The 22935-nt window shown below is 65.2% G+C and carries 24 protein-coding genes; 11 read left to right on the plus strand and 13 right to left on the minus strand.

What is annotated here, in order from left to right; all coding sequences use genetic code 11:
* The first annotated feature begins 9 nt into the window (after positions 1-9).
* The 3 genes from B8W69_RS07685 to B8W69_RS07695 are packed head-to-tail and all read left to right on the plus strand — an operon-like array spanning position 10 to position 3285.
* On the plus strand, positions 10-849 hold the full coding sequence (locus B8W69_RS07685; protein ID WP_014382036.1) for an NAD(P)-dependent oxidoreductase: 840 nt from the start codon (positions 10-12) through the stop codon (positions 847-849).
* The gene (locus B8W69_RS07690) at positions 846-1667 is read left to right on the plus strand and encodes a mycofactocin-coupled SDR family oxidoreductase (protein ID WP_014379538.1); all 822 of its coding nucleotides are present in this window, start codon (positions 846-848) and stop codon (positions 1665-1667) included. Before B8W69_RS07685 ends, B8W69_RS07690 begins: the two co-directional genes overlap by 4 nt.
* 16 nt (positions 1668-1683) lie before the next feature.
* Positions 1684-3285, plus strand: coding sequence for an AMP-binding protein (locus B8W69_RS07695; RefSeq protein WP_014382037.1), 1602 nt, complete (start codon positions 1684-1686; stop codon positions 3283-3285).
* Here the strand turns inward: B8W69_RS07695 and B8W69_RS07700 are convergent.
* From B8W69_RS07700 to B8W69_RS07720, 5 genes are read right to left on the minus strand one after another with little or no spacing between them, the layout of a single operon-like run.
* Positions 3282-3872 (minus strand): nuclear transport factor 2 family protein, encoded by a 591-nt coding sequence (locus tag B8W69_RS07700; protein ID WP_014382038.1) that lies wholly within the window; start codon positions 3870-3872, stop codon positions 3282-3284. The genes B8W69_RS07695 and B8W69_RS07700 overlap by 4 nt on opposite strands.
* Positions 3869-4792, minus strand: coding sequence for an SDR family NAD(P)-dependent oxidoreductase (locus B8W69_RS07705; protein ID WP_009953855.1), 924 nt, complete (start codon positions 4790-4792; stop codon positions 3869-3871). Before B8W69_RS07705 ends, B8W69_RS07700 begins: the two co-directional genes overlap by 4 nt.
* On the minus strand, positions 4789-5223 hold the full coding sequence (locus tag B8W69_RS07710) for a Zn-ribbon domain-containing OB-fold protein (RefSeq protein WP_009953857.1): 435 nt from the start codon (positions 5221-5223) through the stop codon (positions 4789-4791). The genes B8W69_RS07705 and B8W69_RS07710 overlap by 4 nt, the downstream gene beginning before the upstream one ends.
* Positions 5217-6020, minus strand: coding sequence for an enoyl-CoA hydratase/isomerase family protein (locus tag B8W69_RS07715; protein WP_011724944.1), 804 nt, complete (start codon positions 6018-6020; stop codon positions 5217-5219). The genes B8W69_RS07710 and B8W69_RS07715 overlap by 7 nt, the downstream gene beginning before the upstream one ends.
* Positions 6017-7291, minus strand: a complete 1275-nt coding sequence (locus tag B8W69_RS07720) for a cytochrome P450 (protein WP_085289263.1) — start codon at positions 7289-7291, stop codon at positions 6017-6019. The genes B8W69_RS07715 and B8W69_RS07720 overlap by 4 nt, the downstream gene beginning before the upstream one ends.
* Positions 7292-7434: 143 nt before the next feature.
* On the opposite strand from B8W69_RS07720, the gene B8W69_RS07725 reads away from it, so the two are divergent.
* The gene (locus B8W69_RS07725) at positions 7435-8517 is read left to right on the plus strand and encodes a Gfo/Idh/MocA family protein (protein ID WP_009953861.1); all 1083 of its coding nucleotides are present in this window, start codon (positions 7435-7437) and stop codon (positions 8515-8517) included.
* Positions 8518-8701: 184 nt separating this feature from the next.
* Entirely contained in the window at positions 8702-9205 is a 504-nt protein-coding gene (locus B8W69_RS07730; protein ID WP_011724946.1) for a cupin domain-containing protein, read from the plus strand.
* 30 nt (positions 9206-9235) lie between these two features.
* On the opposite strand, the gene B8W69_RS07735 is transcribed toward B8W69_RS07730, so the two are convergent.
* The 3 genes from B8W69_RS07735 to B8W69_RS07745 form a co-directional block, all read right to left on the minus strand.
* Positions 9236-10084, minus strand: a complete 849-nt coding sequence (locus B8W69_RS07735; RefSeq protein ID WP_225345943.1) for an SDR family oxidoreductase — start codon at positions 10082-10084, stop codon at positions 9236-9238.
* Positions 10085-10232: 148 nt separating this feature from the next.
* Positions 10233-11366 carry an NDMA-dependent alcohol dehydrogenase gene (locus tag B8W69_RS07740; RefSeq protein ID WP_085289264.1) on the minus strand — a complete coding sequence of 378 codons (1134 nt, stop codon included), beginning with the start codon at positions 11364-11366 and terminating at the stop codon, positions 10233-10235.
* 16 nt (positions 11367-11382) lie between these two features.
* Entirely contained in the window at positions 11383-12846 is a 1464-nt protein-coding gene (locus B8W69_RS07745; protein ID WP_038535475.1) for an aldehyde dehydrogenase, read from the minus strand.
* Between the two features lie 78 nt (positions 12847-12924).
* On the opposite strand from B8W69_RS07745, the gene B8W69_RS07750 reads away from it, so the two are divergent.
* From B8W69_RS07750 to B8W69_RS07760, 3 genes are read left to right on the plus strand one after another with little or no spacing between them, the layout of a single operon-like run.
* Entirely contained in the window at positions 12925-13359 is a 435-nt protein-coding gene (locus tag B8W69_RS07750) for an FAS1-like dehydratase domain-containing protein (RefSeq protein WP_080749702.1), read from the plus strand.
* Positions 13356-13841 carry a MaoC/PaaZ C-terminal domain-containing protein gene (locus B8W69_RS07755; protein ID WP_009953867.1) on the plus strand — a complete coding sequence of 162 codons (486 nt, stop codon included), beginning with the start codon at positions 13356-13358 and terminating at the stop codon, positions 13839-13841. The genes B8W69_RS07750 and B8W69_RS07755 overlap by 4 nt, the downstream gene beginning before the upstream one ends.
* A 12-nt stretch (positions 13842-13853) precedes the next feature.
* Complete coding sequence (locus tag B8W69_RS07760; RefSeq protein ID WP_085289265.1) at positions 13854-15194, plus strand: TetR/AcrR family transcriptional regulator; 1341 nt, start codon at positions 13854-13856, stop codon at positions 15192-15194.
* A 13-nt stretch (positions 15195-15207) separates the two neighbouring features.
* Here the strand turns inward: B8W69_RS07760 and B8W69_RS07765 are convergent, their stop codons facing one another.
* Entirely contained in the window at positions 15208-16398 is a 1191-nt protein-coding gene (locus B8W69_RS07765) for a CaiB/BaiF CoA transferase family protein (RefSeq protein WP_085289266.1), read from the minus strand.
* Positions 16399-16686: 288 nt separating this feature from the next.
* Between B8W69_RS07765 and B8W69_RS07770 the strand changes: the two genes are divergently transcribed.
* Positions 16687-17691, plus strand: a complete 1005-nt coding sequence (locus B8W69_RS07770; RefSeq protein ID WP_245843168.1) for a CaiB/BaiF CoA transferase family protein — start codon at positions 16687-16689, stop codon at positions 17689-17691.
* On the opposite strand, the gene B8W69_RS07775 is transcribed toward B8W69_RS07770, so the two are convergent.
* Genes B8W69_RS07775 through B8W69_RS07780 form a run of 3 tightly spaced genes read right to left on the minus strand, consistent with a single transcriptional unit; the run spans position 17683 to position 19699 of the window.
* Positions 17683-18546 (minus strand): 3-carboxyethylcatechol 2,3-dioxygenase, encoded by an 864-nt coding sequence (locus B8W69_RS07775; RefSeq protein WP_085289268.1) that lies wholly within the window; start codon positions 18544-18546, stop codon positions 17683-17685. The two genes, B8W69_RS07770 and B8W69_RS07775, sit on opposite strands and share 9 nt — an antisense overlap.
* Positions 18547-18600: 54 nt before the next feature.
* Positions 18601-18768, minus strand: a complete 168-nt coding sequence (locus B8W69_RS30540; protein ID WP_155254932.1) for a DUF7156 family protein — start codon at positions 18766-18768, stop codon at positions 18601-18603.
* Between the two features lie 16 nt (positions 18769-18784).
* Complete coding sequence (locus B8W69_RS07780) at positions 18785-19699, minus strand: spirocyclase AveC family protein (RefSeq protein WP_165762568.1); 915 nt, start codon at positions 19697-19699, stop codon at positions 18785-18787.
* Positions 19700-19935: 236 nt separating this feature from the next.
* On the opposite strand from B8W69_RS07780, the gene B8W69_RS07785 reads away from it, so the two are divergent.
* Positions 19936-20976, plus strand: a complete 1041-nt coding sequence (locus B8W69_RS07785; protein ID WP_165762569.1) for a spirocyclase AveC family protein — start codon at positions 19936-19938, stop codon at positions 20974-20976.
* 6 nt (positions 20977-20982) lie between these two features.
* Here B8W69_RS07785 and B8W69_RS07790 read toward each other — a convergent pair whose 3' ends face one another.
* Positions 20983-21573: a TetR family transcriptional regulator gene (locus B8W69_RS07790; RefSeq protein ID WP_085289270.1), complete on the minus strand. Its 591-nt coding sequence runs from the start codon at positions 21571-21573 to the stop codon at positions 20983-20985.
* Between the two features lie 167 nt (positions 21574-21740).
* Here B8W69_RS07790 and B8W69_RS07795 point away from each other — a divergent pair, with 167 nt between their 5' ends.
* Positions 21741-22931, plus strand: a complete 1191-nt coding sequence (locus B8W69_RS07795; RefSeq protein WP_009953879.1) for a cytochrome P450 — start codon at positions 21741-21743, stop codon at positions 22929-22931.
* The last annotated feature ends 4 nt before the right edge of the window (positions 22932-22935 follow it).

Below are 22935 nucleotides of genomic sequence, written 5' to 3' on the forward strand. Positions count from 1 at the left end.
GAAAGCACAATGCCCAACACCGTCGGATTCCTCGGCGCCGGACAACTCGGCGAGCCGATGGTCGAGCGATTGCTCGGCGCCGGCCACGATGTCTCGGTGTACGCCCGCCGCGAGGAGATTCGCCGGCGTTTGGAGGCGAAAGGTGCGGTGGCGGCCGCTTCGGTGGCCGACCTCGCGCGCGGGAGCGACGTCCTCATCTCGTGCCTCTTCTCCGACGCCCAGCTGCGCGAAACCGGGCTCGGTCCAGAGGGTTTCATCGCCAATGCGAAGCCGGGTGCGGTGTTCGTCTCTCACACGACGGGCACACTGTCCACCCTCGAGGCGTTGCGGGACAGTTCTGCCGCGGCGCCGATCGTCCTCGACGCGCCGGTCAGTGGCACCGTCGAGAACATCGATGCGGGCACGCTGACCGTGTTGATCGGCGGGCCGAGTGATGCCGTCGCCTCGGTGACGCCGATCCTGGCCGCATATGCCGACCCGGTGGTGGCGACCGGCGCACTGGGCAGCGCGTTGGCGCTCAAGTTGATCAACAATCTTCTATTCGCAGCCAATGCTCAACTTCTCTGTGCAGCGACGCAACTGGGCGTTCGGCTAGGTGTCGACCCGAGTGTTTTGCTGTCCACCCTGCAGGTGTGCAGCGCCGGGAGCCATGTGGCCGCCCACGCCCATCGCATCGGCGGGATGGATCGTTTCGAAGAACTGGCGGGGCCGTTCCTGCGGAAGGACATCTCGGCGTGCCGTGAGGCGGCGGCCGAGGCGGGTGTGGAGCTGGGACTGTTGGGCACCGCTGTGCTCGAGGGGCCGCTGGCCCTGGACGTCGACTCGGCGACCGCAGGGTCAGACCGATGACGGGCCGGCTCGCGGGGAAGGTGGCCTTCATTACCGGCGCCGCAAGGGGACAGGGCCGTGCACACGCGGTGCGGATGGCCGAAGAAGGGGCCGACATCATCGCCGTCGACCTGGCGGGCCCATTACCTGACTCAGTGCGCTACCCGTCGGCCACCGCCGATGACTTCGCCGAGACGGTGGAGATGGTGAAAGCGACAGGTGGCCGAATCATGGCTACCGCCGCGGACATCCGCGATCTGGATGCGCTGCGGACGGCCGTCGACGAGGGCGTCGAGGCCTACGGCCGGCTGGACGTCATCGTGGCCAACGCCGGAATATGTGTCCCGGCGCCGTGGAACGAGATCACGCCCGAGTCGTTTCGCGACATCATCGACGTCAACGTGACTGGCACGTGGAACACGGTGATGGCGGGCGCGCAGCGGATCATCGACGGGGGTCGGGGCGGGTCGATCATCCTGATCAGCTCCTACGCCGGTGTCAAGGTGCAGCCCTACATGGTGCACTACACCGCTAGCAAGCATGCCGTCACAGGGATGGCCCGGGCCTTCGCCGCGGAGCTGGGCAAGCACGACATCAGGGTCAACAGCGTGCATCCCGGTCCGGTCAACACTCCGATGGGCGGTGGCGACATGATTGCCGCGCTGTTCGCCGCGATCGAGACCAACCCCACGCTGAACAACATGGGGACCCCGTTCCTGCCGCAATGGGCCTGCGAGCCGGAAGACGTTGCCGCCGCGGTGTGTTGGCTGGCCTCCGACGAGTCGCGCTATGTGACCGCCACCCGTTTGTCGGTCGACCAGGGCATGGCGCAGTTCTAGCGAAGCGCCGGATCTGATGCCTTTCGACCACCGTCAGCTGCGCGACAAGTGGTATAGCGCCGGTTGGTACTCCGACCGCACCTGCCTGGACGCCTTCGAAGCGGGGGCGGTCGAGCACAAGGACGTGCCGTTGACATTCGTCATCGGCGATTCGGTGTCCAGTCCGACGGTATGCGAAATCCACGACCGGGCCGTGGCGTTGGCGGCGTCGTTGCAGCGGCTGGCGGTGCGCGACGGCGACGCCGTCGCGGTACAGCTGACCAATCGTGTCGAGTGTGCAGTCGCGTATCAGGCGGTGTTGTTGTGCGGGGCAGTGCTGGTGCCGATCGTGCACATCTACGGTATGGCCGAGGTGGCCTTCGTTCTCGACCAGTCGGCTGCGAAGGTACTGATCATGCCAGAGCGGCACGGATCGATCGTGTATAGCAACAGGCTGCAAGATCTTTCGCGGATCGACTCGCTGCAGCATGTCGTCATGCTGGACGCCGAGCCGGGCGAGGGCTATCTCGCGTGGTCGCAACTGGACACACCCGCCGCCCGGTACCGGCGCCCCGCAGTGGCCGCCGACGACGTCTGTCTGCTGCTGTACACATCGGGCACCACGTCGGCGCCTAAAGGCGTACAGCACACCAACAACACGGTTCTCGCCGAGCAGAGAACCATGCCGGCGCTGCTGGCCGGTAAGCCCGACGACGTGTCGCTGGTGACCTTTCCGCCGGGCCACATCGCGGGCGTCGGGTCGATGCTGCGGCCGTTGCTCAGCGGCGCCCGGACTGTCTTCATGGATGGTTGGGACCCGGCGCGGGCGGTCGAGGTGGTGCACCGTTTCGGCGTGACCTGCACCGCGGGCACACCATTTCACCTCGCGGGCATCCTTGATCTGGGTGACACCGGAGACAAGCTGGCAAGTCTGCGGGAGTTTCTGGTCGGCGCCGCACCGGTCGCCGAGGAGATCGGCCGGCGTGCTGCGCAAGCCGGGATCAGCACCTTCCGCAGTTACGGCGCCACCGAACATCCCACCGTCACCGGCGAACACGAGGGACAGCCGCAGTGGGCCCGGCTGGGTACCGATGGAAAACCGCTCCCGGGCTCCGAGATTCGCATCGTCGGGTCAGACGGCACGGACTGCCCGATCGGGATAGGTGGCGAGGTCGTCGTGCGCGGTCCCGATCAATTCATCGGATACCAGGATTCCGCTTTGAACACTGAGGCGTTCACTGACGACGGTTGGTTTCGCACCGGCGATCTCGGGCACCTTGACGCCCACGGCAGATTGACCATCACCGACCGGATCAAGGACGTCATCATCCGCGGTGGCGAGACCATCTCCTCCGGTCAGGTCGAAGAGGTACTCAACGCACATCCCGCCGTCGCCGACGGCGTTGCCGTCGCGGCCCCGGATTCGCGTTACGGCGACGTGGTCGCCGCGGTCGTGGTCCTCAAACCGGGGTATGCGCTCAACCTCGACGACCTGCGGGCCCACTTCGCGGCATCCGGGCTGGCCCGGCAGAAGACCCCGGAACGTCTCGCCATCGTCGACGAGCTACCGCGCACGTCGTTGGGCAAAGTGCGCAAGGCGCAACTGCGCAGTGACCACTTCGGCGCCGCTAGGCGTTAGTGTGACCGGACCCCGAAGTCGATGTCCGCAATGCCGGAGAACGGCGTGAAGCCGGCCTTGTCCAGCCATGACGGCGCTGCCTTATGTCCCGGTTCGGGGCGTGCCCAGTCCACCCAGGAGCCCCAGTCCTCGCGGCGCAACTTCTGTTGCAGCGTTTGCGGATGCGCGTCGGCGGCCGTGGCATAGCGCTTCGCGAATTGCTTCATCTCGGCCGGAATCCAAACGTCCTCCTCGGAACGCCACTTGCCGCCGCCGGCATATTCGATGAATTGATACGAGGGGAAGTCGATGGGCAGACCGCCCGGTTGCGGATTGTCGGCGCGATTGAGCACCTTGTATGCGACCCGCGTGCCGTCGACGATGTACCAGACCAGCGGACTGTAGACCTGCGGTGCGGCACCCATCGTTCCCTCGAGGAACTTAGTGATCTCCGTCGGGCCGGTGAACGTTCCGTAGAAGTGGTCGAAGTACGTCGCGTCGTCGGTGAACAGGTGTGCCCAGGCGTGCCAGTCCTCGAGTACCGGCCCGGTCATGAAATACCGCCGGAACTCCCGCTCGACCTCTTCGACGTCCGCCGTGGTAGTCATCCTCCGAGCCGCAGGCCCGTGTTTCGGGTGCCAAACACGTCGGTGGCCATGATGGCGCCGAGTTTCTGTGCATCCCAGCGCTTTTCGCCGTTCGAGACAGACGCGACGGGGTGCCAGCCCTTCAGGAGCTGGAGATGTTCGCCCATCGCACGGATCACTTGACCGCTGACGTGGCCGGCCTCGGGGCTGGCCAGCCAGGCCACCACCGGCGACCCCAGTGAGGGGTCCTTGGGGTCGAACTCGTCCTCCGCGCGCTCGTCGGGCTCGATCGGAGCCTGCGCGCCGGGCATGGAGGCCGACATCCGGGTGCGCCCACCCGGGCTGATCGCGTTGACGGTGGCGCCGATCGACGCCAACTCCAGGCTCAGTGTCTGGGTCAGACCGACGATTGCGGCCTTGGCCGCGCTGTAATTGGTCTGCCCGAAGTGGCCGTGCAGACCGGCGCCGGAGGTGGTGTTGATGATTCGGCCGTAGACCTTTCCGCCGGATTCCTTCGATTCCGCGCGCCACTTGCGAGCGACCGCGCGGCTGGTGAGCCAGCTACCGCGAACGTGGACCCGCATCACCAGGTCGAAATCGTCGGCGGTCATGTTCCAGATCGCCTTGTCGCGAACGATTCCTGCGTTGTTGACGACGATGTCCAGCCGCCCCAGCTGCGAGTAGGCACGCTCGACGGCGAGGTCGACCTGCTCCTCGTCGCCGACATCGCTGAAGTCGGAAACAGCGGTACCACCGCGGCTTTCGATGATCGCCACCACCTCGTCGGCCACCTTGCCGGTGCCCTCGCCGGACAGGCTGGTGCCGAGGTCGTTGACGATCACGGTGGCGCCGTGCTTGGCGAGTTCGAGAGCGTGGCCCCGGCCGATGCCGTGCCCCGCCCCGGTCACCAGGGCGACTTTGCCATCGAGCAGTCCGGTCATGGGTTCTCCTCGCTAGGTGTGAAGACTGTCAGATAGGGGCTGTCGGGATCGGTGTCGTCGACCGGGCGGAAGACGGCGGTAACCGGCATTCCGACCCGAAGGTCGTCGAAGTCCGCGCCTTCAATCGTCGTCATCAGCCGAGGGCCTTCGGTCAGTTCGACGAGCGCGGCGACATACGGCACTCGCTCCTTGAACGGCGCCAGATCATTCACGTAGACAGTCGAATACGTGTAGAGGGTTCCAGTTCCGCTGGCCTGTACGGGCGCAACGTCCTCGCTCCAGCAGAACGGGCAGAACGGGCGGGGGTAGTGATGGACCTTGCCGCACGCTGAGCATTCGGCGATCAACAATTGACCCTGCCTGGCGGCCTCCCAGTAGGGAGCGCTTGCCGCGTCGATGGTCGGAATGTCAGCGCGAGCCACCTTTACCACCCGGTGAACTCGGTCGGTCGTTTCTCCACGAACGCCTGCACGCCCTCGGTGGAGTCGTGTGAATACGACTGGATCTCCTGTGCCATTGCCTCCGCGACGAATGCACCGGAGCGGTCGGTGTCGGGTGAGTCGTTGAGCAGCCGTTTGGTGAACGCGATCGCGGAGGTCGGCGCTCCGGCCAACCGGCCGGCGAAGTCGGCGACCGTAGCGTCGAAGTCGGCGGCGCTGACCACCCGGTTCACCAGACCTAGCGTGAATGCTTCGGTGGCTGAGAGCTTTTCGCCGAAGAACGCCATCTCCTTGGCTTTCTGCATGCCAATGCGGCGGGGCAGTAGATAACAGCCGCCGCCGTCGACAACCAGCCCACGCTTGACGAATGACTCTGCGAAGTAGGCGTTTTCAGTAGCGATCACCAGGTCGGAGGCGTACACGACGTGGGCCCCCAGGCCCGTGGCCGCACCATGCACTGCGGCAATCACCGGTTTATTGCAGTCCAGCACGCTGGCCACCAGCTTCTGGGCGCCGTTCATGATGCGCCGGGTCGGCTCCAGCACTCGCTTCTCGCCCCGCGCGCGCCGTTCGGCGAGCGATCCAACGTCGGCGCCGGAGCAGAAGTGCTTGCCGTTGGCCCGCAGCACCACCACACGTACCTTCTCGTCGGCGTCGGCGGCGGCCAGTAGCGCGATGAGGGCATCGCGGTCGTCGGGACGTACCGCGTTGGCGGCTTCGGGCCGGTTCAGGGTGATCGTCAAGACGCCGTCCGCGATGTCGGACAAAACTGCTGCCTGCGTGTTCATGGTGTGTACGTGGCCTTCAGGTGTTTGATGCCGTTAACGAAGTTCGACCTCAGCATGACCGGTTCGCCCGCGGCGGTGATGTCGGGGTAGCGCGCGTAGAGCATCTGGAATGCCACGTTCAGCTCAAGCCGGGCCAGGTGCGCACCCAGGCAATAGTGCGGTCCCGGGCCGCCGAAAGCGATGTGGTTGTTGGGTTTCCGCGCGATGTCGAAGCGCTCCGGCTGGTCGAAGACCGCGGGGTCGCGGTTAGCGGCGGGATACCAGACCACAACTTTGTCGCCGGCGTTGAAGGTGTGGGTGACCTCGCCGTGGGCGTCGGTCAGCGTCACGCCGTCGCGGGTCACCGTACGGCGAAAGTGGATCACCGGGCTGGCGTATCGCAGGATCTCCTCGACCGCGGTGGACGCCATGTCGTCGTAGTTCGCCAACAGTCGGTCGCGCTGCTCGGGGTGGGCGCTGAGAATGAGCAGCCCGTGGGTCAGTGCATTGCGGGTGGTCTCGTTGCCCGCGCCGATCAGCAGGATGAAGAACTTCGCCAGCTCCTGGGGTGTGAGGTTTTCTTCGTCGGAGTTGACCAGTTTGCTGATCACGTCGTCGCGGGGATGGGCGATGCGGTCCTCGGCGATGCCCTTGAGCAACTCGATGAGCTGCTCGCTGATTTTGGTGACCGCGGCTCCGATGCCCGCGACGGTCTGGTCGGGTACGTACTCGGGGTCCGAGGCGCCGAGCACGATATTGGTCGCCCGCAGGATGAACTGTTCGTGTTCGCGTGGAACGCCGAGCATGGTGTCGATAATGCGCAGCGGCAGCAGCGTGGCGAACGAAGAGACGAAGTCGCACTCACCCGTGCGCGGCATCTCCTCGAGGATCTCGGAGGTGGTCTCTTCGACCAGGCCACGCAGCTCGGAGAGTATGCGCGGGGTGAAGCCCCGCGAGACGATCTTGCGTAGCCGCATGTGTTCGGGATCGTCCATGTCGATGATGGAGCCGCGGTATTCGCGCATCTCGGCGGTCTGGTCGAAGATCTGCGTGCCCTGCCCGGAACTGAAGTCGCCGGGGCGGCGGCTGATGTCGACGACGTCGCGGTGGGCGCCGATCGCCCAGAACCCTCGGGGCCGCGGCGAGTCGGGTCGGTTGGTGCGGACGAACACCGGGCCGCCGGCCTCGCGAAGGCGCCGGTAGAGCTCGCTCCGTTCAGCCGGACGCTCCTGCCACCACCGCAGATCGATCAGTGGTGCGAACTGCTGCTCGTCGGTGTCGATCGCGCTCACAGCACCCGATTCTGGCACCCATGTCACTTATAGGCAATGCCGGGGTGCTGGATCAGATCGGGCAATGTCTCAATATTTGTTCGCTCGCGGCACGAGTTATCTAACGTTAGTGTCACTGCAAACGGAGGAACGGAGAAGAGCACATGACTTTACGGGTCGGCATCATCGGCGTCGGGTGGGGCGCACGTGTGCAGGTGCCCGGTTTCCGGGCGGCGAAGGGCTTCGAGCCCGTCGCGCTCTGTGCGCGTACACCCGATCGGCTGGAGCGTGCGGCGGCCAAACTGGGCATCGAACAGACCTCCACCGATTGGCAGTCTTTCGTTACCCGCGACGACCTAGACGTCATCTCGGTCGCGACTCCCACCGTGCTGCACCACGAAATGACGATCGCCGCACTGGCGGCGGGGAAGCCGGTGTTGTGCGAGAAGCCGCTGGCGGGCGACCTCGAAGCGGCCCGCCACATGGTGCGTGCTGCGACCGATTCCAAGCTGCCCACCGCCTGCTGTTTCGAAAACCGGTGGAACCCGGACTGGTTGGCAGTCGCCGACAAGGTGCGCTCGGGCTTTCTCGGTTCGCAGTACCTCGCCCGGGTCAGTCGCAGCGCGTCGTATTGGCATCCGAGTCATCCGCTGCAGGCACATTGGATGTACGACCGCGAGCAGGGCGGCGGCTATCTGGCCGGCATGCTGGTGCACGATCTGGACTTCCTGACCAGCCTGCTCGGCCGCCCGGTGTCGGTGTGCGCGGAGGTGCGCACCAGCGATCCTGTCCGCGAACTGCCCGACGGGGGGACCCTACCGGTCACCGCCGATGACACCGCGGCACTGCTGATGCGTATGGAGTCGGGGGTGACCGTCATTTTGAGCCTCTCCGTTATGGGCGCCCACGCCGATCACTACCGCCTCGAATTGTTCGGCTCCGATGGCACCATCATCGGCGACGGCGACTTGCGTTCCGCGGCATACAGCCTCGGCGCCGCCACCGATGCGGGATTGAGTCCCCTGACGGTGGATGAACGCGAACCCGCGCACCCCGAGCGGTTGCCCGGGGGCCTGGCGGGTCACGCCAGCAGGGCTATGGCGCTGATGCTGCAGGACTGGCTGCCCGCGTTCGACGGTGGTCCCAGCGGCGCGGCTACCTTCGAGGACGGGCTGTTGTCGCTCGCGGTGATCGACGCCGCGCACCGCTCCGCCGAAGGTGGAGGGTGGGAGCAGGTGCAGGTTTGAGATGTGCGACTAAAAATAGGCTTCACCTCGACGGTGGCGGGACCCGAATGAACTGCGTCAAGAGTGAACAACGGCGCGGCTTGCAACGTCGTGATCGCCTGCCGTTGGCTCCGACGATGTGATTGATCGTCAAGCGCAGAGGGCTGTAGTCGGGACGTAATCAGTAGCGGAAGGGAAGTGCCCAATGAGAGGCGGACCGTCGATCAAGCATCTCGACGACGTACCGGCTGAGGAGATGCTGCGTTATGAGTTCGCAGATGGCCGTACGGCGTCGATATGGGAGAAGTGGATTGAGCTGTCTCCCCGGTACTTCGCGTTCTGGAACAAGTGGGACCCGGGGGCCATCTCCTCGCAGCACGGTCACACCGGCGATCACAGCAATTTCATCCTGGCCGGCGAGATCCGCTGCGGCGACGTGGTCGCCCGCGCAGGCACGCACATCATGCTTGAGTGGGGGGACGTATTCGGACCTTGGGAGGCCGGCCCGCAGGGGTGTGAACTGTATGGGTTCATCGCCGGTGAGGGACAACCGTTCGGCGGCGATACCGCCGCGTACGAGGCACTGCTCGAGGCGCGTGGCGCCCGGTCGGTACCGTTACCGATGCCAAAAAATCTACCGCCGTGGATACGTGCCAAACTGGGTGCCTCATTCACCTCATCGATTACCAACTGGGTGGCGTCGACCTGAGCCGCGCGGGTGTAGCGCCCGGTCGTCGGGTTAGTTGAGGGACGAGCCGGCATCAACCGTCACGTGCCGGCCGGTTATCGCTCGCGATTCGTCCGCCGCCAAGAATGCCACCGCGGCGGACGCATCCGTGTCAGCCCAGGTCGTAACAGGCCATGACATGGTGGAAAGCGACGCCGCGCCAACGCGATCAACGTCGAGCATGACGGGCCGATACAGCCGTCCGGCGTAGCCAGAGTCGTAGCCGTTCTCCGAACCGCTGGCGGTATTCACCCGAATACCAAGCGGCGCAAGCTGTTTAGCTAGCATCTGCACATACTGCGAAACCATCGACTGCGCGAGTTCATACGCCGCCCCGCCCGGTCCCTGCGGCCGATCGTGAAGAGGTCCTTGCGCCGACGATGAGGGACCAGAAGCGATAAGGGACGCGCCTTCGCTCAAACGTGGCATCGCGGCGCTGAAAGTGTTTACCACGCCGAGAAAGTCGACGTCGAACGTGTCGATGAAGGCCGCGATCGGGGCTTCCGCCCGAGTTGGGGCGATGGCGGCGCTCGCGACGACGACGTCGAGCGCGCCGAGTTGCCGTACGGCGGTGTCGACTGCGATCTCCATTTCGGTTCGATCGCAGACATCGCAGCGGTACACCGCCGCTCGTCGGTCGAGCTTCTCGATCATGCAAGCGGTGCGGTCGAGGTCTTCGCTAGTGGCGAGCGGATAGTCACACGAAGGGATGTTGTCACACAGATCTACCAACATGATGTCTGCGCCTTCGCGGGCCAAACGTAGCGCGTGGCTTCGACCCCGTCCTCTGGCTGCACCGGTCACGAGCGCCACCTTGCCTGCCAGACGTCTGCTGATCACGTCGCTCCTCCCCAGAGCCATCCCGCGGTCGCGAGCGTCCCGGCAGTGTCCACGCACTTCAGCCGAGGAGATGACATCTCGCTTCCTTTCTCACGCTGCACTCGGTCGATGTGCCGCCAGATCGTCCGGTCACGTGCCCAGCGGACCTCGTATGTGAGACCGCATTGCCTCAGCCGAGTGATCCCTCGGCGGGCGGATAAATCAGTACGCCACGGATATTGGCGCCGGCGTGCATGTCGGCGTAGCCGTCGTTGACCTTCTCCAGGGGGTAGGTGCGGGTGACCATGGATTCGAGGTCCACCTGCCCGGCGCTGTACAACTCGAGGATCTTAGGGATGTCGGCACGGGGATTGCCCGAGCCGTAGAGGGTTCCGACAATCTGCTTCTCGGTCAGGGTGAGGTCCATCAGATTAGCCCGGATCTCCCGTTCCAGCATTGGGTGGATGTTGGTGACCACCAGCCGGCCACGCTTGGCCGTCATGGCCAGCGCCTGGCCGACTAGTTGGCCGTCACCGACTCCCATAGCACAGATGAACTTGTCTACGCCGCGGTTCCAGGTAGCTTCGGCAACAACGGCTTTCGCCTCGTTCCAGTCGGCCGCGGTATGAGTGGCTCCCATCTTGACCGCTTCGGCCCGTTTGTACTCCGAGGGGTCGATGACGGTGATGGTGCGGGCACCCGCGAGCCGCGCGCCCTGGACTGCCGCGGCGCCGATGCCACCGACCCCGGCGATGGCAACGGTGTCGCCCGGCCTGACGTTGGCGGCATAGACCGAGGATCCCCAACCGGTGATGAAGCCGCAGCCCAGAAGACAGGCCAGGTCGAGGCGATAGTGGTCCGGGATCTTCACGCAACTGGCCTCGTGCACCACGGTGTGGTGGGCAAACGAGCCGATACCGCAGGCCAGCGCGAGGTCGTCGCCACCGAGATGGTGGCGAGCGGTGCCGTCGTGAATCTGCATGCCCGAGTAGATCTTTGCGCCGAGGTCGCACAGACTCTGGTGGCCCGTCGAGCACGACGGGCACCGTCCGCACGACGGGATGAAGCTGAACACCACGTGGTCGCCCGGCGACAGCCACGACACGTGCTCACCGACGGCCTTGACCACGCCCGCGCCCTCGTGCCCGCCGATGCAGGGCAATCGGATCGGCATGTCGCCGGTGACGAGATGGTCGTCGGAGTGACACATGCCCGAAGCGTGTAGTTCGATCAGCGCCTCGGTCGCCTTCGGCGCGTCGAGCTCGATGGACTCGATGGACCAGGGTGTGTTGCGTTCGAACAAGACCGCTGCTTGAGTCTGCACTGGAATCCCTTCCGGCTCAACGGATGATGGCTTGATGCTCGACAAACCCGGCGATGCCCTCGGGGCCCCCCTCGCGGCCGATGCCGGACTGCTTGAATCCGCCGAACGGGCTGGCGAAGTCGAGCACGGCGGTCGAGTTGACGGCCACTGAACCCACCAGCAGCTGGGCCGCCACCGCCGCCGCCCGTTCCGCGTCGGCAGACCACACCGCGCCGACCAGCCCGTACCGGGAGTCGTTGGCGATGGCCACCGCCTCAGCGACGTCGTCGGCGCCGGTGTCGTCGTAGGCGATCACGACCGCGACCGGTCCGAAGACCTCTTCGCGGGCGATCTCCATGTCGTTGGTCGCGGCGACGACCGCGGGAGAGAGGAACCACCCTGGACGGTTGGGCCGCTCGCCGCCGACCAACACGGTGGCGCCGTCCTGCCGCGCGCGCCGCAGGAACCCCTCGACCCTGTCGCGCGCAGCCTCGTTGATCAGCGGACCGATATCGGTGGCCCGGTCGGCGGGATCCCCGACGATCAGCTCGGCGACGGCGGCCGTCAGTGCGGCCACAAATTCGTCGTAGCGGCTGCGCGGCAACACGATTCGCGTCAGAGCGGCGCACAGCTGACCGTTGTTGCCCATCACGCCGGCGACCAAACCCGGCACCGTCGTCTCAAGCGGCGCATCGGGCAGCACGATGGCCGCGGACTTGCCGCCCAGTTCGGTGCTGCAGCGGCGGATTCGGGAGCCACACGACGCTGCGATCCTGGCACCGACGGCCGTCGAGCCGGTGAAGCTGACCTTGTCGACCCCCGGATGTTCGGTGAGCAGCTCGCCGGTTTCAGCGCCCCCGTTGACGACGTTGACGACTCCGTCGGGCAGTCCAGCTTCCTCGATCGCCTCCATCAGCACGCCGAATTCGAGCGGGGCATCGGGCGCCGGCTTGAGCACCACTGTGCACCCCGCCGCCAGGGCGGGACCGAGCTTTAGCGCTGCGATGAACAGCGGTGTGTTCCATGGCACGATGGCGCCGACCACGCCGACGGGAAGCTGACGCACCTCGACGGTGCCGCCCGTCACCGATGGACGGGTGGTCGAGAAGGGATAGTGCGGGGTGATCGACGCGTAGGCGCGCAGCACGCCGACCGCGGTGATGACCTGACCGAAGGTGCTCCAGGATCGCGGCGAGCCGATCTCCGCGGTGGTCAGGTCGGCCAGTTCACCCTTGCGGGCGCTCAGCGCGTCGGCGAGTCGCCCCAATGCGGCACCGCGATCGGCAGGAGCGACCCGCCCCCACGACTGCAGCGCGCCGCGGGCGGCGGCGACCGCGGCGCCCACGTCGTCGGGGCCGGCAATACCGACGGTGCCCAGCAGCTCGCCGGTGGCCGGCGACGTCACATCCAGTGTTCCGGCGTGCGCGCCCGACACCCATTTGCCTGCGGCATAGCTTGCCGCCAACTCCACCATGGGCACCGATTCTGGCAGCAATGTCATCTTTGGACAAGCAGTCCATTGGCTAAGAAGCGACGATTTAGTTTCAGGTCTTCACTTTTTCTGACAGTATTGGTCACTATGAGTGCATCGTCCGATAACGACGCCGACGGTAATTCCGGACGGCCGTGGGACCTGGTCGTGGAGCAGGGCAAGGTCGCCGAGTTCGCTGAGGCCATGTTGTGCGACGATCCCGCCTACCGTGGTCCTGACGCGATCATCCCGCCGACATTCCTGACGACCGCAGGCCGCTGGGCCCCGGCCGGTGTCCGGGTTGACGTGGGTTTCGACCGCAAGCGCTTGCTGCACGGCGAACAGGAATACACCTTTCACTCCGCCCCGCCCGCGGCCGGTGACGTCCTGACCGCACGGGAGAGGATCGTCGATCGGTACTCGAAACCGGGCAAACGTGGGGGCACGATGCGTTTCGCCACCGTGGTTACTGAGTACCGCGACGCCGGCGGAGCGCTCGTCGCCGAGGCCAAAGCCACCTTCATCGAGACGGCCCCCCGATGAGTCCCGGCGACGGCGCAGGCGGACAGACCACGACGACCACCGCATTGCGTGTCGGCGTGCAGGCGCCGGTCCGCGAGTTCGGACCACTGACTCGGCAGATGTTCGTCCGCTACGCAGGCGCGTCCGGTGATTTCAACCCCATGCATTACGACGATCAACTCGCGCGTTCCGCCGGCTACCCTTCGGTGTTCGCCCAGGGCATGTTCTCCGCGGCGCTGCTGGCCGGGTTCGCCACCGATTGGCTGGGCGCGGGCAGCGTGCGCCGTTTCGGCGTCCGCTTTCGCGAGCAGGTCTGGCCGGGCGACGTGTTGACCTGCTCGGGCACCGTGACCGCCGTGTCGGCGGAGCCTGACGCCGAACGGGTGATCGTGGAGTTGACCGCTACCCGGCAGACGGGCGGCGTCGCGATCACCGGCACCGCCGAGTTCGTCAACCCGCGGAACGCCGCTCGATGCGGCGCGGGTGACGCGGATCGGCCATAGGCTGGAAACACTATGTCCGAAGCCTCGATCGTCCGCCGGGCCAGCTACGGCCCCTCCAGCCCCGCAGTGGGCGCTCGCGGTGCCAACACCCGGGGCCGTATCGCCGAGGTCTCGCTGGAGCTATTCGGCCGGGTGGGCTACTTCGACACCTCGGTCGACGCGATAGCCAAAGCGGCAGGGGTGTCCCGGGCCACCCTGTACCAGTACTTCAAAGGCAAGGACGAGATCTTCCTGGAGTTGCTCAACGAATGCGGCAGCGCGTTGTTTCGGGTGGCGCGTCGCATCGGTCCGCTCGGCCCGGACGAGGTCGGCTTCGACAATCTGAACTGGTGGCTAGGGGAGTGGAGTTGGGTGTTCGACAAATACTCCACGATGTTCGTGCAGTGGACGGCGATCGCCTCGTCGGACACCAAGGTGCGTCCCGAAATCACCCGGTTTGTACGCGGTTATAACCACCGCCTCGCGGAGCGGCTCGCCGGCTCGGGCCTCAACGGCCTGGACCCGGAGGTCGCGGCCATGGCGATGACCGCGCTGGTGCACCGCATCAATCTGTTCGTACATACCGACCGCGCTTATGGCCGTAGCGCCAAGGATGCGGTCGACACGTTGTCGGTATTCCTGCAGCTGATGTTGTTCCCTGACACCCCACGATCGGTGCTGCGGTCACTGTCTTTGCACGCCAGCACGGATCCGGCGGCCGACATCGACGCCCTCAAGGCACCTCCGGCCCCAGACATCGCGGGGCTCTCGATCAGCGAGCGCACCACCAGCCTCAGCAAGCGCGCCGTCACCACCGTAAATGCTTTGGCCGATGCCGGCGCAGCCCAGTTCCGCGCCCGGGGCTATCGCAGCACCAGTGTCGATGACATTGTCGAGGCGGCCAACGTGGCGCGGGGCACGTTCTACAAGTACTTCAGCGACAAGCAGGATCTGCTCGCCGCCGTGGCCGCCGAAATCTACGGGGCCGGAACGGCATTCGCCCACCGGATCGCCGACGTCGACCCAGTGGCCAAGAAGTCGACGCTGCGGCACTGGCTGCGTACCTACGTCGAGTTCTACGACCGGTATTCGGGATGCATCGAAGCGTGGGCCGAAGGCGCCACCGACGACCCCACCATCGTGAGCATCGGGGAGAACGGCCAGGTGCAGATGGATATCGGCGCGGCCAGGATGCTGATCCGCGGACCGGGTCGGTATCCGTTCGACCCGGTGGTCTCCGCACTGATCCTGCGTGCGCTCGTCACCCGGGTGCCGCAGGCCGCTCTCGATCTGCCCGAACCGATTGACGACGACGAGCTCGTCGATGTGTTAATGACTTGCATCAACCGCGGATTCTTCGGACGCGCGAAGTAGATCGAGTCCTGGGCTATGCCGTCGTAACACCAGCGGCGATAAGTTCGTCGGTCGCCTGTGCGGAATATCCCAACTCGTGCAAAATCTTTCGGCTGTGCTCGCCCAGCGCGGGCACGTCACCAATCACCGGATCGACGCCTGCCAGGCCCGCGGGCGGCGGCAGCGCGGCAGCCGGACCGCCGGGCGTCTGAATCTCGTGCCATCGATCCCGGCCGACGAGTACCGGATGTAGCCACAAGTGATCAACACCGTTCATGCGCGCGTGCGCCACGCCGGCGCTCTGCAGGCGCGCTTCGAGTTCTTCAGCGCTCAGCCGCGCCGCCACGGTGGTGATAATCGACTCCAACTCATCGCGGTGCGCTACCCGATCAGGGTTCGTAGCGAACCGCGGTTCGTCGACGAGATCTCTTCTTTCCAAGACGATTTCGCAGAACCTCAGCCATTCGGCTGAATTCTGCACGCCCAGCAACACGGTGCCGCCGTCGCCCGCGGTCACCGGGCCGTACGGGGCGATCGTCGGATGCCGCGCGCCGGTGCGTGGTGGCGCCTTTCCCCCGTAGCGGCCGTAGTAGAGGGGTTGGGACATCCATTCGACCAACGCGTCGAATAACGACACCGAGACCGGCCGCACCGCGCCGGTGGTGGCGCGGGTGTAAAGCGCGGTGAGGATTCCGGAGAAGGCGAACATGCCGGCGGCGATGTCGGCGATCGATACACCGGTGCGCGCCACCTCCGCCGGCGAACCGGTCACCGACAACAACCCGGCCTCGGCTTGTACCAAAAGGTCGTAGGCCTTGCGGTCGCGCCAAGGTCCGTCCTGTCCATAGCCGCTGATGGTCGCTGTGATGGTCCGTGGGTGCGCGCGGGCCACCGATTCGGCGTCCAAGCCCATCCGAGCCGCGGCACCCGGCGCCAGGTTTTGCACCAGCACGTCGGCGCCCTCGAGTAGACGCTCAACGATGCGTCTGCCCTCGGGCTGCTTGAGGTCGACAGTCAACGACTCTTTGCCACGGTTGAGCCAGACGAAGTAGCTCGACTCCCCGTGCACTGTGCGGTCGTAGCCGCGGGCGAAATCGCCGCCCTGCGGGCGCTCGACCTTGATTACCCGTGCGCCGAGGTCCGCCAGCTGTCGGGTGGCGTACGGCGCGGCGACCGCCTGCTCGAGGCTCACGACGGTTATGCCGGCCAGTGGCGCATTCGTCATGTCGCCGGCGAATTCCGGGCCGGCTGACCGGTCCTACCGCCTGCCTCGTATCCGGCTGTAATACCCGAACCGCGGACGCACACAGTGCAGCACCCCCGGAGGATTAGATGACGGATACGTCAGAAAATCATATCAGGATGACCTTATAGCCCCTGGATGCATTGCGCAGACAGAAAACACCATATGTATGCAGTGTCAGATTATGGCTAGGCTCATCAGGTGGCAGATAGCTGCCCGCAGGCACCGGCGGGTCCTCTGAATGGCGTCAAGGTCGTCGAACTCGCGGGCATGGGCCCCGGGCCGCACGCCGCGATGTTGCTCGCCGACCTGGGTGCGGAAGTGACGCGAATCCAGCGGCCCGGGGGTGATGGTGGGGGCGCCCAGCTGCGTGGGCGCCGGATCGTTTTCGCCGATCTCAAAGACGCCGCCGAGCTCAACGGGGTGCGCCGCCTCATCGACGAGGCTGACGTTTTCATCGAAGGGTTCCGACCCGGCGTCGTCGAACGCCTCGGCCTCGGACCTGACGAATGCTGCCGTCGTAACCCGAGATTGGTTTACACCCGCATAACCGGATGGGGCCAGACCGGTCCCCGAGCTCGACAGGCCGGCCATGACATCAACTACGTCGGCCTCACCGGATTGCTTCACGCCATGGGTGACCCGGATCGTCCGCCGGCGCCACCCCTGAATCTGGTCGGCGACTACGGTGGTGGCTCGCTATTCGCGGTCGTGGGCGTCCTTGCCGCCTTGCTAGAGCGACACGCCTCGGGGCGAGGCCAGGTGATCGATGCCGCGATTGTCAACGGCGCACCGATGCTGGGCCACATCCTGTGGGCGATGCTCGGCGACGGCCGGTGGTCAGACGGGCGGGGTGACAACATCTTTGATGGCTCGGCGCCGTTCTACCGCACCTACGAATGCGCGGACGGTGGCTACGTCGCCGTGGGTGCGCTTGAACCGGCCTTCTTCGCCGAGTTGCTGCGGCTGCTGGAGATCGACCCGGACACTCTGGGCCCGCAACGGGAGCGTGCCGGCTGGCCCGCGATGCGGGATGCCCTGTCGGACAAATTCCGGGAGGAAACTCGGGACCACTGGGCGCGGGTTTTCTCGGATAGCGACGCATGCGTCACGCCGGTTCTGACCGCGACCGAGGCGATCGACGATCCGCATATGCGGGCACGCAACGTGTTCGTCGACATCGACGGGATCCGTCAACCGGCGTCCGCGCCGCGCTTCTCCCGAACCCCGGCCGCGCAACCGCGGCCCGCGCGCGTGGCGCCTCGATCACGCTGACGCAGCGACGGCCATCCCGGTGATCCATTCCGGCACAGGCTCATAGACCATCGGGGTTACCGGCCGCCCACCGCCCGCGGCGCCCGCGGCAAGCCAGGTCCTGACCTCGTTGGCGCCCGCGCCCGCACGGGTGTGGGCGGTGTCGACGAGCCGAATCAGCGAAGCGACGTCCCAGTTCGACATGGCGTCCAACACTTCGGCGTCCCAATCGGGACGGATCTTGGTGCGCGCTGCCGCCATACCCTCGGCGATGATCCGCGCCCGGTCTTCGTCGCTGAGGTCGTAGGTATCGACCTCCAGACTCGGCGGGGAATGTGACAACCCTCCGGTCCCGATCACCAGCACCCGCTCGGCGATCCCGTCGAGGAACCGGCCAACTTCCGCGCCGAACTCGGCCACTCGACGGCCAGTCGGAAGCGGAGCCGTGGCACAGTTCACCGGCAGCGGGATGACCGGCTTGACCGCCAAGTCGCCGAGCAGATCCCGAACGGGCTGGGCGAACGCGTGATCCAGTCCGATGTCACGACATGCCGCGACGTCGAACCCGGCCGACAGCAGGTGTTCGCACAGTCGGCGTGCCACCGCGGACGGGACATCAAGGTTGCCGGCCGGGTGGCCGCCTTCGGCCAGAATCGATGCGGACAACGCGACCCCGAAGGCGGGTACCACGTGTCGAAACGCGCGGCGGTGGTCACCGCCGAACACGATCACCACGTCGGGATCGAAGTGTTGCGCGCGTTCGGCCGCCGACGTCAGTGCCGAGCGGAACCTGCGACCGAAGGCGTGTTCGACATCGCGCTCCTTACCCGGGCTGTGGCTTGCACAGACAACCAGCCGCTCTGGCGTCACGTCCATCACCTCCGCTAGAAGTGACACTAATGTTAGATCAGTCGCCGGCCGACCATGGCATCACACCGTAATGACGATGCCTTGCGTCAACGCCACGATGACGCCGAGGATCACGATGAACGCCACGCATGCCGCGACAAGCCGGACGGTTTCTCGCTGCAGCGCGGCATTGGTCTGCGGAGGAAGAAAGAATTCAGCGGGCAGCTTGTTCATGCGTTCGCTTGCCACCACGACTCCTTTCGGATCACGGAATGTAGGGGCTGTCGGCGCCGGTCACGGTGCGCAACACCACCAGCGGAATGATCAGGAACACAAAGAAGGTGACCTGGAAGACGATGAACCAGGCGCCCAGTCGCATGATTTCGAAGCGCCACCGCGGAATCGCCACGTCGTAGTTGAGGTAGTCGTCGAATTCTTGCTGCTTGGTCGAGACCAATTGCTTGGTGGCAACGGCTGTCCCGCCGCGACTTTCGGTGTCGGCAGCCGCATGCAATGCGGTCCGCGGGACGGTGAAGCGATCTAACCGGCAGAATCGCTCAATATGGTTGAGGCCGCGAATCGGCGGTTTACCGGCCCAATAGGCGATCAGGTTGGGCCATATGCACATGATGCCGATGGTCCAGAGCAGTGTGATGCGACCGCCGTTGCCCCACTCCAGAACCGGCCCCATGCCGGGATCGTAGGTCCACCATCCCATCGCCGTGGCGGTGCCCTCGACGGCGAAGTCCCAGATGTAGTTGACTGGAATCGCAAGCACCAACATGGATTTGAGCATGCTCCAGCCGAACCGTGCGGACACCCATTGACTCAGCCACAACACCAGAAGCGCGTGCACCCCCCAATACACCGCGTAGGCGAACGGCATGAACAACGGATCGTTAGGGGTCTTGATCGGTAGCCATTCGAGCAGATGGTGCTGGGCGAACGCCGGGCTGTAGAACAGCATCTGGCCCCAGTCCCCGATGGTCTCCATCCAATACACCGCGAGGCTGTTGAACAGGAAAAGGAATCCCCAGGTCAGGCGCCGCCGCCGGATGACGTCGGCGATCGCCAGAACGATGAAGATGCTGCCGGCGATCGGTATCACCCAGTTGAAAAACCAGACGCCAGATGGGTTGAGGGTTGCCGGTGGTGCCAATTGTGATGTGGCGAAAAGCATCGTTGCCTCTCAGCGGGCAGGTGAGGGAGCGGACCCCATTCCGTTCAGCCGATCTTTCTACATATGTAACCTAGTTGACTATATTTCGTTTGTCACCAGAATCTGTGATAGAGGGTGCCGCTGTATGACGGCTCGAATGCTGCGGCATACCGCTCGCAGCCCGGCATCCGATGCCGGACATTGACACTATGACAGTGAACTGTCATCTTTGGTAGGTCGTGCCAAAGGAGCTACTAGTGACGGATCTGAAGTCCTCTAGCCGGGCAGAGCCATCGGCCATCGAGCCTCCGCAGATCAAGACGATTCGGCCGGTGCTGTTCTGGTCGAGCCTCGGCACGGTGTGCGTCGTCATCGCCGCTTACGTCTACATCTCCTGGATCGTGTCGGGCAATGCGACCCCGGTGAATCCCGGTCCCGACCCGATCCCCGCGGCCACCCACTGGGCGATGACCGCCTTCCAGATCGCCTGCCCCATACTGGCAATGGCTGCCATCGGCTACGTGATCCGCAAGAGCGTGCGCGAGCGTCAACTCTGCGTCGAAGCTGCCATCGTGATCGGATCGGCGATCGCATGGTGGCACGATCCCCTCATCAACTGGTTTCAGCCGGCACTGTTCTACAACGCCGGCTTGCTCAATTTCGGCAACTGGACGCAGAACATCCCCGGCTGGCTCAGCCCCGACGGTCGATTGATGGCCGAGCCGGTGCTGATGATCGGAATGATCTACATCTGGATGCCGCTGGCCATGGGCTCGATCGCCCGGTGGACCATGGGACGGGCGCGGCACCGATGGCCGACGCTGGGGCCCGTCCGCACCTTCTGCGCCGGTTGGCTTGCGGTGTACGTCATCGAGTTTCCGCTCGAGATCTTTGCGGTGCGCCACGGCCTGCTCGGCTATCCGGCGTCGATTCCCGGCGTCACGCTCTGGGCGGGTCAGACGATGCAGATACCGCTCTACGGCCCGATCCTGTGGTCGCTGGTGCTCAGCTCCAGCGGAGCGCTGATGTTCTTTCGCAACCGCGCCGGCCAGATCAGGGTGGAGGCGGGTGTGGAGACGCTGGGGTGGGCAGGGCCACGGGCCAGAGGACTGCTGAGGGTGCTCGCGGTCACCGGGTTTCTGCACGTGGTGGCGATCGGCGTGTACGACCTGCCGGTGAACTTCGCGGGCCTTTACGCGGGGCCGACCCAGACCTACCCGAGCTATCTGCGCACGCAGTACTGCGGACCGGGCACCCCGCGGGCGTGCCCCGACGGCACCCGTTTCGACGATCGCTAGCTCGCCCTACTTCAGCACCGCGGGCAGGGCGGCGAATTCCTGGCGGATCAGGTCGTCTAGTGAACGGCCTGGCGTCGAAAGCCACTGATTGAGGGCGCGCTCGACGAGCAGCATGCCGACGGCCGCCAAGAGCCGGCATTCGCTGTCGGGGGTGGGCATCCGGCGTCGTTCCGCGATCACCTGAGCGACGGTCTCGGCGTTGGCCTCGTGGTTTTTGCGTTCGCGGCCCAGCAACACGAGCGACGATGCGACGGCGTCGTGGTACTGCGCGATCCGTTTACGGATGCGCTTGAGTCCTGGTGCAAGCAACGCGAATGAATTCGCCAACGCCTCGAAGTCTGATGCCTCCTCCGGTTGAGCGAGGTAGACCCCGCTCACGGCGTCGATGAAGTCGTACTCGCCGAAGAAAAGCACCGACTCTTTGGTTGGGAAGTAGCGGAAGAAGGTCCTCGGCGAGACGCCCACCCTCTCGGCGATCTGGTCCGTGGTGGTCTCGTCGTAACCGTTAGTGCTGAACAGGTCCAGGGCCGCGTTCAGCAGAGCATTGCGGACCCGGTCCGCATGCGCGTCCCGCGGTGATCGGTCGCCCCGGGCCATCCGCCATCCCCTTTCCCGTCTGGGTGTCCCGACAGTACAACGACTCCGGGTGCCGGCACATCGTTGACACTCGTGGTGATACCGACGATACTTCCCAATATATGACAGTGCACTGTCATAGTGATACTTGAGCGCCAGCCGGCGCGGGTAGGGAGGATCTCGTCTCAATGACCGAGCTCGGCATGACCGGAACGCTGAACATCAACGATCTGCCCTTCGCGGAGGACCGCACGCGCGCTTGGCGGGAGCTGCGGGAGGCCGGCGAGGCGGTGAGTTCTGGCGAGGAGGTCGTGCTCACCAGTGCCGAGGCCGTCGAGTTCGCGGCCAAGAAACCTGAGATCTTCTCGTCGGCACGGGCTTTCGACCGGCTGGGAAGTCCGGTTCCGTTGGTACCGATCGCGATCGATCCGCCAGATCACACCCGCTTCCGCCGAATGCTTGACCCGTTCTTCGGCCCGAAGAAAATGGCCGAGCGTGAGCCCGAACTACGCAGGCAGGCGGGCGAGTTGATCGATGCCATTGTCGCGAGCGGTGAGTGCGACGTGGTACCCGATCTCGCGACACCTTTTCCCTCCCAGGTGTTTTTGACACTGTTCGGGCTGCCCATGGCCGACCGCGACCGGCTGGTGAAGTGGAAGGACGCGATCTTGCAGTTCACCGATCCGAGTAGCACCGAAGCGACCCCGGAGGTGATGGCTCATGCGCTGGAACTGTTCAGCTATTTGACCGAGCACATCGCCGAGCGGCGCGCCGATGCAACCGGCAACGACATGCTCACCCAGTTGATCCAAGACACCGACGAGGGCGGAATGTCGGACAACGAGATCCTGGGCCTGTGCTTCATGTTCGTGCTGGCCGGGCTCGACACCGTCACCTCCGCCGTCGGGTTCTCCTTAGCCAGGCTGGCGGCCGACGACGACATGCGCCGGCGTATTGCGCACGACTTCACGCTCATACCGGCGTTTATCGAAGAAATCTTACGCGTCGACGGTCCTGTTCCGTTTGCGCCACGTGTCACCACGGAGGGGGTCGAAGTGGCGGGCAGGTTCGTGCCCAAGGACACCACGGTCATGCTCAGTTATGGCAGCGCCGACCGCGATCCGCGTCGATACCAGGATGCCGACCAGATTCATCTCGACAGCAAGGTCGTGCACTTCGCATTCGGGCGTGGACCGCACCGGTGTCTGGGTTCACATCTGGCGCGTCTCGAACTAAGGCTGATCCTCGAGGAGTGGCACTCACGCATTCCCGAATACACTCTGGCGCTGGGCAAGCCGCCACAGATGCCCTGGCCGACCGGGACGATGTCGCTGCAATCGGTGCCGCTGAACATCAAGCCGTCGTCGAGGGGTCAATAGATCT

Origin of the sequence: Mycolicibacterium vulneris (assembly GCF_002104765.1) — a bacterium.
In the GTDB taxonomy this organism is placed as follows: domain Bacteria; phylum Actinomycetota; class Actinomycetes; order Mycobacteriales; family Mycobacteriaceae; genus Mycobacterium; species Mycobacterium vulneris.

Coding starts and splice junctions, on each gene's coding strand:
- B8W69_RS07685 (WP_014382036.1), top strand. CDS start 10: ATGCCCAACACCGTCGGATTCCTCGGCGCCGGACAACTCGGCGAGCCG.
- B8W69_RS07690 (WP_014379538.1), top strand. CDS start 846: ATGACGGGCCGGCTCGCGGGGAAGGTGGCCTTCATTACCGGCGCCGCA.
- B8W69_RS07695 (WP_014382037.1), top strand. CDS start 1,684: ATGCCTTTCGACCACCGTCAGCTGCGCGACAAGTGGTATAGCGCCGGT.
- B8W69_RS07700 (WP_014382038.1), bottom strand. CDS start 3,872: ATGACTACCACGGCGGACGTCGAAGAGGTCGAGCGGGAGTTCCGGCGG.
- B8W69_RS07705 (WP_009953855.1), bottom strand. CDS start 4,792: ATGACCGGACTGCTCGATGGCAAAGTCGCCCTGGTGACCGGGGCGGGG.
- B8W69_RS07715 (WP_011724944.1), bottom strand. CDS start 6,020: ATGAACACGCAGGCAGCAGTTTTGTCCGACATCGCGGACGGCGTCTTG.
- B8W69_RS07725 (WP_009953861.1), top strand. CDS start 7,435: ATGACTTTACGGGTCGGCATCATCGGCGTCGGGTGGGGCGCACGTGTG.
- B8W69_RS07730 (WP_011724946.1), top strand. CDS start 8,702: ATGAGAGGCGGACCGTCGATCAAGCATCTCGACGACGTACCGGCTGAG.
- B8W69_RS07735 (WP_225345943.1), bottom strand. CDS start 10,084: ATGGCTCTGGGGAGGAGCGACGTGATCAGCAGACGTCTGGCAGGCAAG.
- B8W69_RS07745 (WP_038535475.1), bottom strand. CDS start 12,846: ATGACATTGCTGCCAGAATCGGTGCCCATGGTGGAGTTGGCGGCAAGC.
- B8W69_RS07750 (WP_080749702.1), top strand. CDS start 12,925: ATGAGTGCATCGTCCGATAACGACGCCGACGGTAATTCCGGACGGCCG.
- B8W69_RS07755 (WP_009953867.1), top strand. CDS start 13,356: ATGAGTCCCGGCGACGGCGCAGGCGGACAGACCACGACGACCACCGCA.
- B8W69_RS07760 (WP_085289265.1), top strand. CDS start 13,854: ATGTCCGAAGCCTCGATCGTCCGCCGGGCCAGCTACGGCCCCTCCAGC.
- B8W69_RS07765 (WP_085289266.1), bottom strand. CDS start 16,398: ATGACGAATGCGCCACTGGCCGGCATAACCGTCGTGAGCCTCGAGCAG.
- B8W69_RS07770 (WP_245843168.1), top strand. CDS start 16,687: ATGGGCCCCGGGCCGCACGCCGCGATGTTGCTCGCCGACCTGGGTGCG.
- B8W69_RS07775 (WP_085289268.1), bottom strand. CDS start 18,546: ATGGACGTGACGCCAGAGCGGCTGGTTGTCTGTGCAAGCCACAGCCCG.
- B8W69_RS07780 (WP_165762568.1), bottom strand. CDS start 19,699: ATGCTTTTCGCCACATCACAATTGGCACCACCGGCAACCCTCAACCCA.
- B8W69_RS07790 (WP_085289270.1), bottom strand. CDS start 21,573: ATGGCCCGGGGCGACCGATCACCGCGGGACGCGCATGCGGACCGGGTC.
- B8W69_RS07795 (WP_009953879.1), top strand. CDS start 21,741: ATGACCGAGCTCGGCATGACCGGAACGCTGAACATCAACGATCTGCCC.